Source organism: Bacteroides sp. ZJ-18 (genome assembly GCF_011038705.2).
In the GTDB taxonomy this organism is placed as follows: Bacteria; Bacteroidota; Bacteroidia; order Bacteroidales; family Bacteroidaceae; genus Bacteroides; species Bacteroides hominis.
Genome location: NZ_CP072198.1, coordinates 4787464 through 4802868, shown reverse-complemented (window position 1 = coordinate 4802868; position 15405 = coordinate 4787464). Strand labels below are relative to the sequence as shown.

The window sequence follows — 15405 nt, the reverse complement described above, 5'->3', positions numbered from 1 at the left end:
AGGTACTCTGTGTTATTCTGTGGTGAGTTTTGACATAACTTCGTTTTTTTGTTATCGGTATTTTTATGAATTTTGCCTGAGTCCATTGATATACTCAATTAACTTTCTGTAGAAAGCGTGTTTGCTCATGGTTGTGGCATCACCCAATATTACCAGTTTCATTCTGGCACGGGTGATGGCTACGTTCATTCGCCTTAAGTCATTGAGAAATCCGATCTGTCCGTTTTCATTGGCTCGTACCAAACTGATAAAGATAACATCACGTTCTTGTCCCTGAAAACCATCTACTGTGTTGACAGTGATTCGGTTACGGTAGGGGCGAAAGAATGGATTTCCTTTTATTTTATTCCGTAAATATTGTACTTGGGCCTTATAAGGTGAAATAAGTCCAAAGTCTATACACTCTTCTGCCACTCGGTTTTCTCCGATTTTGCGGATATAATTTTCCAGTTCTTGCAACAGCAGATTGGCTTCCGGTTTATTGATACGTCCGAAACTTTCTCCAACGAACTCTTCATGAAAGTCCATTTCCGAAGTATCGATCCAATTTATGGGAGTGTCCAGCTCGAGTATTCCCCGGTGAGAAATTTCCGGTGCGGCTTCCAGCTCACCTTGATAGAACCAGGCGGAAGGAAACTGCATGATGGAGCGATGCATGCGATATTGTATTTTCAGCAGAGAAACGGCTTCTTGCTTGTTCATTACGACTTTTTCCATTAATGTGCGGTCTAAACCGCTTCGCGCGGCCTCCATACATTTAATGGTCGGAGGGAGTTGGCAATGATCTCCTGCGAGGATTACACGGTCTGCTTTTCGGATAGCTATCCAGCAGGCAGCTTCCAGGGCTTGTGCGGCTTCGTCGATAAAGAGGGTGCTGAAATGCCGTCCGGTGAGAATCCGGTGATTACTGCTGACCAGTGTAGATGCAATGACACGGGCACTGGAAAAGAGGTCTTCGTTGATTAGTATTTCAAGTTCAGTGGCACGTTCTTTCAGGCGGAGTATTCGGTTACGTGTGGATTCGCGTTCAGAATATCCTCCTTTACGCAGATGATTCCCCATGTCACGAATGGATTTACGAATACCCCATAACTCGGTATATGCCGGATGACTTTCGAAACGGCGTTCGTAGGTAAACGAAAGCATTTTGTCGTTTACCCGGCTGGGATTGCCGATGCGTAGTACAGGCACTCCGCGGTCTACCAACTTTTCTGCAATCCAGTCGACGGCTGTATTACTTTGCGCACATACCAGCACTTGGTTTTCACGATGCAGTGTTTCGTAGACAGCTTCTACGAGGGTAGTGGTTTTACCTGTTCCCGGAGGTCCGTGTACGATAGCCACGTCTTTGGCACGTAGCACTTTGTTAACGGCTTCCTCTTGTGTGATGTTCAGCCAGGGGAAGCGTACCGGATATATCTCTCTCCATTGCGAAGGTTGTTTACTAAGTAAGATATCACGTAGTTGGGCGAGGCGATTACCTTTCGCACGAATCACGTCTTCCAAGGCTTCGAACATACTGCGGTAGGAAGTCTCATCGAAATACAACTGTACCCCCAGTCTGTCTGCTCCTTGTATTTCAAGAAGTGCACCTGCTCCGGGTACCACGACTACCATACGCTCTTCATCTGCATAGCTTACGGTGTAGATGGAATTGAAATAATGTATGCTGCCATCATAGCCCTGTTCGAAAAAGCAGACAGGACGTCCGAATTCAAATGCATGTTCTATCTCTTTATCTTCTTGACGTTCTATTTCTATCACAAGTTGGTTCAGCGAATTATAAAAACTTCTGCCTGTACTGACGGGATACCAGCAAAGCCCTCGCTTCACTTTCCTCGCAATGCCCATCGTTTCTGTCTGCTTGCGAAATTCTTCTTTTTCATATTCATATTCCATACGTAGCAAAAGCTGTTGGCGTTGAAGATCGCTAAGCGGGGAAGAAGAGTTTGTATTATAATCGTTCATGTTAATGGGGTGCGGGTTAAATTTCCGGCAAAGATAACAAATCTGTTTCCGGATTGGAATAAACATTTCAATTTGTTAAACCTTTCTTTCGTATAATTGGTTATAATAAATAGAAGAACAGATAAAACCAGAATTGTTATGGTATATGATTTGAATATGTTAAAGAGCTTCTATACATCCTATAAAGGGAAAATGGAGCATGTTCGTGCAGCACTGAAGCGTCCTTTGACGTTGGCTGAAAAGATTTTGTATGCACATTTGTATAATGTGGCGGATTTAAAGAATTATGAACGGGGAGAGGACTATGTCAATTTTCGTCCGGACCGTGTTGCAATGCAGGATGCAACGGCTCAAATGGCCTTGTTGCAATTTATGAATGCCGGGAAAGATACAGTGGCAGTACCTTCCACGGTACACTGCGATCATTTGATACAAGCTTACCGGGGTGCTGAACGTGACATTGAAACAGCCACACAAACCAACCGGGAGGTGTATGATTTCTTGCGTGATGTTTCCTCTCGTTATGGCATTGGTTTCTGGAAGCCGGGAGCGGGCATCATTCATCAGGTGGTGCTTGAGAATTATGCTTTTCCGGGTGGGATGATGGTCGGTACCGACTCGCATACCCCGAATGCCGGAGGGCTCGGAATGGTGGCGATCGGTGTAGGTGGTGCCGATGCTGTGGATGTGATGACAGGTATGGAGTGGGAACTTAAGATGCCGAAATTGATCGGGGTACGTCTGACAGGAGAGTTGAATGGATGGACAGCTCCCAAAGATGTCATACTGAAATTGGCCGGTATCCTGACCGTGAAAGGAGGAACAAACGCTATTATCGAATATTTTGGATCGGGTACGGCTTCGTTATCGGCCACGGGAAAAGCTACAATCTGTAATATGGGTGCTGAAGTAGGAGCTACTACTTCTCTTTTCCCTTATGATGAACGTATGGCTGTTTATCTGAAAGCAACCGGACGCGAGGAAGTGGCTGTGATGGCCGACAGTGTAGCTGCCGATTTGCGTGCAGACGACGAAGTAATGGCACGTCCGGAAGATTTTTATGACCGGGTTATCGAAATAAATCTTTCAGAGTTGGAACCTTATATTAATGGTCCGTTTACTCCGGACGCCGCCACTCCTATTTCAGAATTTGCTGAAAAGGTAGTAATGAATGGTTATCCCCGGAAAATGGAAGTAGGTTTGATAGGTTCCTGTACCAACTCTTCTTATCAGGACATCAGCCGTGCGGCTTCCGTAGCCCGGCAGGTGAATGAGAAGAACTTGGGAGTGGCATCACCACTGATTGTAAATCCGGGTTCCGAACAGATCCGTGCGACAGCCGAGCGTGACGGTATGATGGATGTATTTGAAAAGATGGGTGCTACTATCATGGCTAATGCCTGCGGTCCTTGTATCGGCCAGTGGAAACGCCATACAGACGATCCGACCCGTAAAAACTCTATTGTGACTTCATTTAACCGTAATTTTGCCAAACGTGCTGACGGTAACCCGAATACTTTTGCTTTTGTGGCTTCACCCGAGATTGTTCTGGCACTGACTATTGCCGGCGATCTTTGTTTCAACCCGTTGAAAGACCGTTTGGTTAACCATGACGGTGAAAAGGTGAAACTTAGTGAACCTACGGGGGATGAACTGCCATCTGCCGGATTTGTTGCCGGCAATCAGGGATATCAGGCTCCTACGGGTGAGAAAGCTGAGATTAAGGTTGCTCCGGATTCTCAGCGTTTACAGTTACTGACTCCTTTCCCTGCATGGGACGGCAATGATTTTCTCAATATGCCGCTGCTTATCAAAGCACAGGGAAAATGCACGACAGATCATATCTCGATGGCAGGTCCCTGGCTTCGGTTTCGTGGACATTTGGAAAACATTTCCGATAATATGTTGATGGGAGCGGTGAATGCATTCAATGGCGAAACGAATAAGGTCTGGAACCGTTTGACCAATACATATGAAACTGTTTCGGGTACCGCAAAACAGTATAAAGCGGATGATATCTCTTCCATTGTAGTAGCCGAAGAAAATTATGGCGAGGGTTCAAGTCGTGAGCATGCTGCCATGGAACCGCGTTTTCTGAATGTGAAGGTGATTCTGGCCAAAAGCTTTGCCCGCATTCATGAAACCAATCTGAAAAAACAGGGTATGTTGGCTGTTACCTTTGTAGATAAAGCCGATTATGACCGGATTCGTGAGCACGATTTAATCTCGGTAGTTGGATTAAAAGAGTTTTCGCCCGGACATAACCTGGAGGTGATTTTGCATCACGAAGATGGCACTGAAGAACGGTTTGCGGTACAGCATACTTACAATGAACAGCAGATTGGCTGGTTCCGAGCTGGATCGGCTTTGAACGCCAAATAGCTTGTAGATAGCTTTCCGGGACTTGTTTTAGGTTTTAAATCAATAAATCTTTGGTTTTAAACCAATTGAACCTGACTTTGGAACACGATTGGAGGAGTATATAAAAAAATAAATCAATGAGTAAAATTACCAAACAGAAAGATGGGGGATTGTTGGTGCCAGATGTACCGACAATACCTTTTATAACAGGTGATGGAGTAGGGGCGGAAATCACTCCTGCCATGCAGGCAATAGTAAATGCGGCGGTAGACGTATCGTATGGTGGCAGCCGTCATATCGAATGGAAAGAAGTATTGGCCGGTGAACGTGCTTTTCGGGCAACGGGTTCATGGTTACCTGATGAAACGATGGAGGCTTTTAAGGAATATCTGATCGGCATCAAAGGACCGTTGACAACTCCGGTCGGCGGGGGAATCCGTTCGTTGAATGTGGCTCTCCGCCAGACGCTCGACTTATACGTTTGCTTGCGTCCGGTGCGCTGGTTTCGTGGAGTGGTGTCTCCCGTCAAAGAGCCTGAGAAGGTGAATATGCACATCTTTCGTGAAAACACGGAAGATATCTATGCCGGGATCGAGTGGGAAGCAGGTACTCCGGAGGCAAGAAAATTCTATAAGTTTTTGCACGATGAGATGGGAGTCAGTAAAGTACGTTTTCCCGAAACCTCTTCTTTCGGGGTGAAGCCGGTTTCGCGTGAAGGTACAGAGCGTCTGGTACGTGCCGCGTGCCGCTATGCATTGCAGCATGAACTGCCTTCGGTCATTTTGGTGCACAAAGGCAATATCATGAAATTCACCGAAGGAGGTTTTAAAAAATGGGGATACGAGTTGGCTGAACGTGAGTTTTCCGATGCGATTGCTTCAGGCAAGCTGGTGATTAAAGATTGTATCGCTGATGCCTTTTTGCAGAACACTCTCTTGATTCCTGAAGACTATTCGGTTATCGCCACTTTGAATCTGAACGGAGATTATATTTCCGATCAGTTGGCAGCCATGGTAGGAGGTATCGGTATCGCGCCGGGAGCCAATATCAACTATGACTCCGGACATGCCATTTTTGAGGCTACCCATGGGACGGCTCCCAACATTGCCGGAAAGGGAGTGGTCAATCCTTGTTCGTTGATACTTTCGGCCGTCATGATGCTTGAATATCTGGGTTGGCAGGAGCCTGCCGACCTGATTGTAGAGGCACTTGAAGCCAGTTTTGCCGAAGGGAAAGCCACCAATGACCTGGCGCGCTTCATGCACAAAGGGCAGCCACTTTCTACTTCCGAATTTACAGAAGAAATCATTAACCGAATTAAAAATTAATACCTTCAGGACATGAAAAAAGAATATTTGATTTATAAACTTTCCGAGGCAATGAAAGATTGTACCCGGATTGACACCGATTTATTTCCGAAGTTTGACGTAAAACGGGGGCTTCGTAACGAAGACGGTACAGGTGTGTTAGTCGGATTGACTAAGATTGGTAATGTCGTAGGTTATGAGCGAATTCCCGGAGGGGGATTGAAGCCTATTCCCGGAAAGCTGTTCTATCGGGGATATGATCTGGAAGACTTGGCACATGCCATTCTGAAAGAAAAACGTTTTGGATTTGAAGAAGTTGCTTATTTATTGTTATCCGGCAGTTTGCCCGATAAAGAAGAACTGGCTTCGTTTAGGGAACTAATCAATGATAATATGCCTTTGGAACAAAAAACCAAGATGAATATCATTGAACTTGAGGGGAACAATATTATGAACATTCTGGCTCGCAGTGTACTTGAAATGTATCGTTTTGATTCCAATCCGGATGACACTTCACGTGATAACCTGATGCGTCAGAGCATTGATCTGATCTCAAAGTTCCCCACAATCATCGCTTATGCCTTCAATATGTTGCGTCATGCCACTTTCGGCCGTTCGTTACACATCCGTCATCCGCAGGAGAATTTGTCGATTGCCGAGAATTTCCTTTATATGCTGAAACGGGATTATACCGAACTGGACGCGCGTACACTTGACCTTTTGCTGGTGCTCCAGGCGGAACACGGAGGAGGTAACAACTCTACTTTTACGGTTCGTGTAACTTCATCTACCGGTACAGATACATATTCGGCTATTGCCGCAGGTATCGGTTCGTTGAAAGGTCCGCTCCATGGAGGTGCCAATATTCAGGTGGCCGACATGTTCCATCATTTGCAGGAAAATATTCAGGACTGGACCAATGTGGATGAGATTGACACTTACTTTACCCGTATGCTGAACAAAGAGGTTTATAATAAGACCGGATTGATCTATGGTATCGGGCATGCCGTGTATACCATTTCCGATCCTCGTGCCGTATTGCTGAAGGAACTTGCACGTGACCTGGCACATGAGAAAGGGCGTGAACGCGAATTTGCTTTCCTTGAACTTCTGGAAGAGCGTGCCATTGCCACATTCGGTAAGATTAAGAATAATGGAAAAACGGTGTCCAGCAACGTCGATTTTTATTCCGGTTTTGTATATGAAATGATTGGCTTGCCACAAGAAATCTACACTCCTTTGTTCGCTATGGCACGTATTGTCGGTTGGTGTGCCCATCGTAATGAAGAATTGAATTTTGAAGGCAAACGTATCATTCGTCCGGCTTACAAGAATGTGTTGGAAGAAGAAAAATATGTGCCGTTGAAAAAAAGATAAAAGAAAAGTCTGAGGGTGTGGCAGATCACTTTGCAGCACCCTTACTTTATTTCCGTAAACTATTTGTCTCTTTAAAGTTTTTCTTTTAACTTTGTCCATTGTATAAAATCTTGGATATGAGTATAGAAGGCTTTAATCTGCTTCTTTTGATAATGAGTCTGGTGGCTCTGGCCGTTTTCATAGCCCTTTATTTTATCAGGGCGGGATACGGTATGTTCCGCAGCCGTTCCTGGGGTATCTCGGTAAACAATAAGTTGGCCTGGATACTTATGGAGGCCCCTGTCTTTTTGGTCATGAGTTGGTTGTGGTGGCATTCCGACCGTCGTTTCTTTCCTGTAGAACTTACTTTCTTTCTCTTCTTTCAGTTGCATTACTTCCAGCGGGCCTTTGTTTTTCCCTTCTTGATGAAAGGAAAAAGTAAGATGCCGATACTCATTCTTTTGATGGGAGTCCTCTTTAATATCCTCAACGGACTGATGCAGGGTGAATGGATATTTTATCTTGCGCCTTCAGGATACTACACAGCTGACTGGTTGCTGTCACCTTGTTTTTGGATAGGAACACTTTTATTCTTCAGCGGGATGCTAATCAACTGGCATTCCGACTCAGTCATCCGGAATCTGCGTACTTCCGGAGATACCCGCCATTATCTTCCTCAAAGGGGAATGTATCGTTACGTGACTTCTGCCAACTATTTGGGTGAGATTGTTGAATGGATTGGTTGGGCTGTCTTGACCTGGTCTTTGCCGGGATGTGTCTTTGCTTGGTGGACTATTGCCAACCTTGTTCCACGGGCAGATGCTATTTGGCATCGTTATAAGGAAGAGTTCGGGTCACAGGTCGAGTATAAGAAACGAATTTTTCCCTTCTTATATTAAAAAATAAAATACTTATGAATACACACCTTGCTTCTAAGCTTTTCACACCGATTACCATCGGACCGCTTACATTGCGCAACCGTACTATTCGTTCGGCAGCTTTTGAAGGTATGTGTCCGGGAAACGCCCCTTCTCCGATGTTGCTTGATTATCATCGTTCCGTTGCTGCCGGAGGTGTAGGGATGACTACGGTTGCCTATGCTTCGGTGACCCGTAGCGGATTATCATTTCCAAGGCAATTGTGGCTTCGTCCCGAGATCATTCCCGGCTTACGTGAGCTAACCGATGCCATTCATGCGGAGGGTGCCGCTGCCAGTATACAGATAGGGCATTGTGGCAACATGTCTCATAAAAGTATTTGTGGAGTTACGCCTATTTCTGCTTCATCAGGCTTCAATATTTATTCGCCTACATGGGTACGGGGGATGGGGCGGGAGGAATTGCCGGAAATGGCAAAAGCCTACGGACGTGCAGTCTGTCTTGCTCGTGAAGCCGGCTTTGATGCTGTTGAAGTTCACGCAGGACATGGGTATCTGATCAGCCAGTTTCTTTCACCTTACACCAACCGCCGGAAAGATGAATATGGAGGATCATTGGAGAACCGGATGCGGTTTATGACGATGGTAATGGAAGAGGTGATGAAGGCGGCCGGCAGTGATATAGCCGTGTTCGTGAAGATGAATATGCGTGACGGCTTTCGTGGTGGTATGGAAATAGAGGAGACCCTTGAAGTGGCCAGACGGCTTGAGTCATTGGGGGGGCATGCATTGGTTTTGAGTGGAGGTTTTGTCAGTAAAGCTCCTATGTATGTTATGCGTGGGGCGATGCCCATCAGAACGTTGACGCACTATATGGATTGCTGGTGGTTGAAGTATGGTGTCAAGTTGGCGGGACGGGTGATGATACCGACTGTTCCTTTTAAAGAAGCCTATTTCTTGGAAGATGCTTTAAAGTTCCGCTCTGAGATTAAAATTCCTTTAATTTATGTTGGCGGGCTGGTGTCCCGTGAGAAAATAGATGAAGTGCTGAATGAAGGGTTCGAGGCTGTACAGATGGCACGTGCTTTGCTTAATGAACCCGGGTTTGTCAACCGGATGCGGCGTGAAGAAAAGGCCCGCTGTAATTGTGGGCACAGTAATTATTGCATAGGAAGGATGTATACCATTGAGATGGCTTGTCATCATCATTTGGCAGAAGAACTTCCTCTTTGTTTGCAAAAAGAGATCGAACACTTGGAAAATAAATGATGGAACGTAAGCTTGCTATTATTACCGGCGCCGATGGTGGGATGGGGATGGAGATCACCCGTGCCGTGGCTCGTGAAGGTTATGTAGTAATCATGGCCTGTTGTTCGCTGTCGAAGGCGGAGCCCAAATGCAGGGAGTTGGCGAAGGAAACAGGAAATAAGAATATGGAAGTATGGGAGATAGATCTTGCATCACTGGCTTCAGTGAAAACTTTTGCAAACCGGGTATTACAGCGGAACACTTCCATAGCTTTGCTGATGAATAATGCCGGGACGATGGAAACCGGATTGCATATTACAGAAGATGGGCTGGAGCGTACGGTCAGTGTAAACTATGTAGGTCCCTGTCTGTTGACGCGGCTTTTGCTTCCGTTGATGGGACAGGGAACACGTATTGTCAATATGGTGTCTTGTACCTATGCAATTGGTAAGCTGGATTTTCCCGATTTTTTTCTTCGTGGTAAAAGGGGAAATTTCTGGCGAATCCCTGTTTATAGTAATACAAAACTCGCTTTGTTGCTTTTTACTTTTGAACTGGCAGAGCGTCTTCGGGTACGTGGAATAACGGTCAATGCTGCTGATCCAGGAATTGTGTCTACCGATATCATCCGGATGCATCAATGGTTCGATCCATTGACCGACATTTTCTTCCGTCCTTTTATACGGACACCTCTTCAGGGAGCCTCTACTGCAATCGGACTATTACTTGATGTGGAAGCAGGGAAACAGACTGCGACATTTAATTTGAATAATCATTTGCATCCTCTTTCCGAAAAATATACTCACCATGTTCAAAGGGTGCAATTATGGGAGGAAACAGAAAGAATCTTGTCAGAGAAGGGGTTTACCGTAAATGATAAACGGTGAACCATAAACACTTTGTATGTTTACTGTCCACCGTCTGTCTTTTCCTGTTGTATACTGTTATCAAATAGACAGTTCTCTCAACACATTGACGAGATCTCTTTTGACAGGTTTATCGTTTTTGATGGCTTTGCTGAACGGAACATAAACAATTTCGTCGTGCTCTATGCCGATCATGACATTACGTTGGTCTTCCATGATAGCATCGATAGCTGCCGCACCCAGACGACTGGCCAAAATACGGTCATGTGCTGTCGGGCTGCCACCACGTTGCAAGTGCCCCAGAATGGTGACGCGAACATCATATTGAGGATATTCGTTTTTCACACGTTCGGCATAATGCATGGCACCTCCGGTAAGTTCACTTTCGGCTACCAGTACGATACTGCTGTTTTTTGATTTGCGGAAACCACTCTTTATAAATTCCTCCAGTTGGTCGACTTCCGTACTGAATTCCGGAATGATGGCGGCTTCTGCTCCCGAGGCAATCGCACCGTTCAATGCCAGAAAACCGGCGTCGCGTCCCATTACTTCTACAAAGAACAAACGCTCGTGCGAAGTAGCTGTGTCACGGATCTTGTCGACTGCATCCAGAATGGTATTCAGCGCCGTGTCATATCCGATAGTGGTATCTGTGCCAAAAAGGTCATTGTCAATAGTACCCGGAAGTCCGATACAGGGAACGTCATATTCTTGTGCAAAGATGCGTGCTCCGGTCAGCGAACCGTCACCACCAATTACAACAAGGGCGTCAATTCCTTCTTTTACCATGTTATCGTATGCCATTTTACGTCCTTCGGGAGTTGTAAACTCTTTGCAACGTGCTGTTTTCAGGATCGTTCCTCCCAGTTGAATGATGTTACTTACATTCTGGCTTTTAAATTCTTTGATCTCCCCTGTTACCAAGCCTCTGTATCCTCTATATATACCTTTTACTTGCAGTCCGTTATAGATTGCTGCACGTGTCACTGCACGAATAGCAGCGTTCATTCCCGGTGCATCACCACCGGAAGTTAAAATACCAACACACTTAACTGTTCCCATAACAATCTTGTTTTTTAATTGACGTTGCAAAGATAACAAAAAGGAGTGCCCTGTATGATTAAATAACGTTAATTCATTGTCTTTTAATCTGTGCCTTTATGGCTTCGGAGATTTCTTCCATCAGCCATTTGGGAGTGGATGTAGCCCCGCACACGCCGATAGAATTGACTCCGGGGAGCAAAGAATCATCGATTTCCTCAGCACTGTCTATCAAATGTGAGTTTGGGTTGACTTTTTTGCACTCTTCGAATAACATTTTGCCATTTGAACTTTTTTTACCACTGACAAAAAAGATCAGATCGTGTGAAGCAGCAAATTTTCGCAGGTTGGGCATGCGGTTGGCTACCTGGCGGCAAATGGTATCATAATATTCAAAAGTCGCGTCAGGCGAAATGTGTTCTTTGATGTATTCCACAATTTCCCAAAACTCATCGAGTGATTTGGTAGTCTGTGAGTATAAGCGTATGCTTTTGCTGAAGTCCAGCTGACGGGCTTCATCGAGTTTTTCTATCACAATCGCCTTGCCGGTTGTTTGTCCGACCAATCCCAGGACCTCTGCATGTCCGTTCTTACCGTAGATCACGATTTGTTTCTCATCAGAGTCCTCCTGCATGTATTCTTGTTTGATCCGTTTTTGCAAACGGAGTACTACCGGACAAGTGGCATCAATGATCTCGATGTTATTCTCTTTGGCGATGATATAGGTCTCAGGCGGTTCGCCATGGGCGCGTAAAAGTACTTTGGCGTTATGAAGTTGCTTGAATTCCTCATGGTTGATGGTAATCAGTCCCATTTCCTTCAGACGCTCCACTTCGCGGCTGTTGTGTACAATATCTCCCAGGCAATAGAGCGTCACCCCTTTTGTGAGTTCCTCCTCGGCTTTGTGGATGGCTGTGACCACTCCGAAACAAAAACCGGAACCTTCATCTATTTCTACTTTTACCATATAATTACAAATCTGTGATTAAAAAAGGGTGTAGCCATACTGACCGGATGGCTACACCCTTTCCTCAGGATGGCTACACCCTATGGGGCGTATGGCTACACCCTTCCGTTTTTACTTTTTTATTGCTTTTTGATATTCGGCTGTCAACCACTCCCTCTGCTCGGCAATGGTGAGATGACTGTTGTCTAATAGTAAAGCATCGTCGGCTTTCTTTAGCGGGCTCACTTCACGCGTCTGGTCTATATGGTCACGTTGTTTCACGTTCTCCAATATTTCTTCGAAACTGGCCTCCTGTCCTTTGGCTTTCAGTTCGTCATAACGGCGCTGGGCGCGAATCTCCGGTGAGGCGGTTACGAATATCTTTAATTCTGCATCCGGAAATACAGTTGTACCGATATCACGGCCATCCATAACAATGCCCTTGGCTTTGCCCATTTCTTGTTGCTGGGCCACCATGGCTTCGCGGACAAAACCGAGCGCACTGATCGGACTTACTTTAGAAGAAACTTCCATGGTGCGGATTTTGTTCTCTACGTTCACTCCATTTAAGTAAGTATTCGGGCGACCGGTTTCCGGATCAATCCGGAAAGAGATGTGGATATCGTCGATACGCTGTTTCAGTTTTTCAGTATCAATCGTATCTCCGCTGAAGATGCCGTTCTCTATACTGTATAGTGTAACGGCACGATACATAGCTCCACTGTCGATATAAATGTATCCGATTTCTTTAGCCAAATCTTTAGCCATGGTACTTTTCCCGCAAGAAGAAAAGCCATCAATTGCAATTGTTATCTTTTTCATGATGTTATGCAGCAGGTTTATTCCCTTTTTTAACGTCTTATCTAAATTTTTTCGCCAAATATACTGCATTTTTAAAATATCTGCGTTATATTTGTGGCACAAAAGCAATAACAGCTTAAAAACCAGAAGAACACCAATTTTTATATAATAATTTTATGGAAGTAAAAAAATCGCCCAAAGCAGACCTCGAAGGTAAGAAGACCCAGTGGCTGCTGATCGGTTACGTTGTGGTGCTCGCCTTTATATTCGTTGCGTTCGAATGGACGGAGCGTGATATAAAGATCGATACAAGCCAGGCGGTAGCCCAAATTGAGTTTGAAGAGGAAATGATTCCTATTACACAACAGGAAGAAAAACCGGCCCCACCTCCCGTTGAGGTTCCGAAACAGGCTGAAATCCTGAAGATTGTTGATGACCAGGCTGATGTGGAAGAAACAGCTATTGCTTCAACAGAGGATACCGGACAGAAAGTGGAAGTAAAATACGTGCCGGTTGAGGTGAAAGAGGAAGAACCGTCGGAACAGGAAATTTTTGAGGTAGTAGAAGAAGCTGCTGAGTTTCCGGGTGGTATGCCTGCTTGTTTGCAGTTCCTGTATAAGAATATCAAATATCCGACCATTGCTCAGGAAAACGGAACCCAGGGACAGGTTGTTCTTCAGTTCGTTGTTGAACGTGATGGTAGTATTACTGACATTAGGGTTGTAAAGAGCGTTGACCCATATCTTGATAAAGAAGCTCTTCGTGTGGTTAAAACCATGCCTAAATGGAAGCCGGGTAAGCAGAGAGGTAAACCAGTTCGTTGTAGATTTACATTACCTGTACGATTCAGACTGCAATAATCATTGTATAGTATAAGAAGAGAGGCTGCCGTCCAAGCAGCCTCTTTTCATTCAATCCTCTTTTTATAACTTATTACTATGTATACAGCATTTCAGCTTCTTGATAAAATAAATTCTCACATTTCAGATATCCGGTTTACACGCACACCGGTTGGTTTGTATGACCCTGTTAAATACGTACTTTCTATGGGGGGAAAACGCATTCGCCCTGTTCTGATGTTAATGGCATACAATCTCTATAAGGAGGATGTTACTTCTGTTTATGATCCTGCTACGGCAATTGAAGTTTATCATAATTATACTCTTTTGCATGACGACTTGATGGATCGGGCCGATATGCGCCGTGGAAAAACAACGGTTCATAAAGTCTGGAATGACAATACTGCAATTTTGTCGGGAGATGCCATGATGGTGCTGGCTTATCAGTATATGGCAAGCTGTTCTTCAGAGTATCTGAAAGAGGTTATGGACTTGTTTAGCCTGACAGCACTTGAGATTTGCGAAGGTCAGCAGATGGATATGGGGTTTGAGTCCCGCGATGATGTGAAAGAAGAGGAATATCTGGAAATGATCCGTTTGAAAACTGCCGTTCTATTGGCGGCCAGTTTGAAAATCGGAGCTATTTTGGGAGGAGCTTCCCGTGAAGATGCTGAAAATCTATATGATTTCGGCATGCAGATTGGGGTTGCTTTCCAATTGCAGGATGATTTGCTGGATGTATATGGCGATTCAGCCGTGTTTGGTAAAAATATCGGTGGTGATATTTTATGCAATAAGAAAACATATATGTTGATTAAAGCATTGGAACGGGCCGACCGGAATCAGTTGGATGAACTGAACCGTTGGTTGAATGCGACTTCATTCTGTGCCGAAGAAAAAATCGGTGCTGTAACCGAGTTGTACAATCAGATAGGTATCAAAGCTGTCTGTGAAAACAAGATGCGTGAGTACTATACTCGTGCGATGACCAGTCTGGGGGCCGTATCTGTCATAGAAGATAGGAAAAGTGAGCTGAAAAAGCTGATGAAGCATTTAATGTACCGCGAGATGTAATATAACGATGCCTTATAGACGTTTGCCAAATACTGATCAAGCCAGGATACGGGCGCTGAAAGCAGCGGTCGTAAAGGGGGACGTATGTAATGTCTATGATTTGGCCGTTTCGTTAAAGACATTGGGGGAAGCACGTATGTTTCTGGCTAAATTTGAGGCTGCGCATTCTTATTATGTACACTGTTATGGCGAACAGAGCAGAAACAGTAAGAAGCATCAGGCCAATGTAAAAGCGGCCCGTCTTTATATTTCTCACTTTATACAAGTTTTGAACCTGGCAGTGATTCGAGCCGAAATTAAAGAATCCCATAAAGATATGTACAGCTTGCCTATGGATAATTTCGGCGTGCCCGACTTGAACAGTGAGGCTTCTATAGCCGAGTGGGGACAGAAAATCATAGAAGGAGAGCGGCAACGTACTTCCCGGGGAGGCATACCTATCTATAACCCGACGATTGCCAAAGTGAAAGTACATTATGATATATTCATGGAAGGTTATGAGAAGCAGAAAAACCTTCAACTCCTCACAAATCGTAGCTTAGAACAACTTTCGTCTATGCGTGCGCAGGCTGACCGGTTGATTCTCGATATCTGGAATCAGGTGGAGGCCAAATACCAGGAGGTACTGCCTAATGAAAAGCGGTTGGAGAAATGTCGTGATTACGGTCTGATTTATTATTACCGGACCGGTGAAAAACAAACTAAAGAGATTCTTTAAAAT

13 protein-coding genes are annotated in these 15405 nt (G+C 44.9%); 9 read left to right on the top strand and 4 right to left on the bottom strand.

The annotated features are described in order from the left end of the window. Nucleotides 1-63 precede the first annotated feature (63 nt). A complete protein-coding gene (locus tag G7Y45_RS19495) occupies nt 64-1968 on the bottom strand; it encodes an AAA domain-containing protein (protein ID WP_165016166.1) in 1905 nt (634 codons plus the stop codon). Nucleotides 1969-2106: 138 nt separating this feature from the next. Between G7Y45_RS19495 and G7Y45_RS19490 the strand changes: the two genes are divergently transcribed. From G7Y45_RS19490 to G7Y45_RS19465, 6 genes are all read left to right on the top strand, one after another. After that, nucleotides 2107-4350, top strand: a complete 2244-nt coding sequence (locus G7Y45_RS19490) for an aconitate hydratase (protein WP_005821648.1) — start codon at nt 2107-2109, stop codon at nt 4348-4350. Between the two features lie 116 nt (nt 4351-4466). Beyond that, the gene (gene icd / locus G7Y45_RS19485) at nt 4467-5657 is read left to right on the top strand and encodes an NADP-dependent isocitrate dehydrogenase (RefSeq protein ID WP_165016164.1); all 1191 of its coding nucleotides are present in this window, start codon (nt 4467-4469) and stop codon (nt 5655-5657) included. Between the two features lie 12 nt (nt 5658-5669). Further along, the gene (locus tag G7Y45_RS19480) at nt 5670-7013 is read left to right on the top strand and encodes a citrate/2-methylcitrate synthase (RefSeq protein WP_005781276.1); all 1344 of its coding nucleotides are present in this window, start codon (nt 5670-5672) and stop codon (nt 7011-7013) included. 116 nt (nt 7014-7129) lie between these two features. Further along, complete coding sequence (locus tag G7Y45_RS19475; RefSeq protein ID WP_165016162.1) at nt 7130-7891, top strand: DUF1295 domain-containing protein; 762 nt, start codon at nt 7130-7132, stop codon at nt 7889-7891. 14 nt (nt 7892-7905) lie between these two features. Continuing rightward, nucleotides 7906-9138: an NADH:flavin oxidoreductase gene (locus tag G7Y45_RS19470; protein ID WP_165016160.1), complete on the top strand. Its 1233-nt coding sequence runs from the start codon at nt 7906-7908 to the stop codon at nt 9136-9138. After that, nucleotides 9138-10004, top strand: a complete 867-nt coding sequence (locus G7Y45_RS19465; protein ID WP_032532032.1) for an SDR family NAD(P)-dependent oxidoreductase — start codon at nt 9138-9140, stop codon at nt 10002-10004. Before G7Y45_RS19470 ends, G7Y45_RS19465 begins: the two co-directional genes overlap by 1 nt. A gap of 60 nt (nt 10005-10064) precedes the next feature. On the opposite strand, the gene pfkA is transcribed toward G7Y45_RS19465, so the two are convergent. The 3 genes from pfkA to cmk form a co-directional block, all read right to left on the bottom strand. Continuing rightward, the gene (pfkA, locus tag G7Y45_RS19460; protein WP_005781272.1) at nt 10065-11045 is read right to left on the bottom strand and encodes a 6-phosphofructokinase; all 981 of its coding nucleotides are present in this window, start codon (nt 11043-11045) and stop codon (nt 10065-10067) included. A 73-nt stretch (nt 11046-11118) separates the two neighbouring features. Then, nucleotides 11119-11991, bottom strand: coding sequence for a 4-hydroxy-3-methylbut-2-enyl diphosphate reductase (locus G7Y45_RS19455; RefSeq protein ID WP_005808303.1), 873 nt, complete (start codon nt 11989-11991; stop codon nt 11119-11121). Nucleotides 11992-12102: 111 nt separating this feature from the next. After that, nucleotides 12103-12792, bottom strand: a complete 690-nt coding sequence (cmk, locus tag G7Y45_RS19450) for a (d)CMP kinase (protein ID WP_032539775.1) — start codon at nt 12790-12792, stop codon at nt 12103-12105. A gap of 155 nt (nt 12793-12947) precedes the next feature. Here cmk and G7Y45_RS19445 point away from each other — a divergent pair, with 155 nt between their 5' ends. The 3 genes from G7Y45_RS19445 to G7Y45_RS19435 all read left to right on the top strand — a co-directional run bounded on the left by G7Y45_RS19445 (nt 12948) and on the right by G7Y45_RS19435 (nt 15402). Then, nucleotides 12948-13631, top strand: a complete 684-nt coding sequence (locus tag G7Y45_RS19445) for an energy transducer TonB (protein WP_005781269.1) — start codon at nt 12948-12950, stop codon at nt 13629-13631. Nucleotides 13632-13709: 78 nt separating this feature from the next. Next, a complete protein-coding gene (locus tag G7Y45_RS19440) occupies nt 13710-14684 on the top strand; it encodes a polyprenyl synthetase family protein (protein ID WP_005808299.1) in 975 nt (324 codons plus the stop codon). 7 nt (nt 14685-14691) lie between these two features. Then, the gene (locus tag G7Y45_RS19435) at nt 14692-15402 is read left to right on the top strand and encodes a hypothetical protein (RefSeq protein WP_005808297.1); all 711 of its coding nucleotides are present in this window, start codon (nt 14692-14694) and stop codon (nt 15400-15402) included. The last annotated feature ends 3 nt before the right edge of the window (nt 15403-15405 follow it).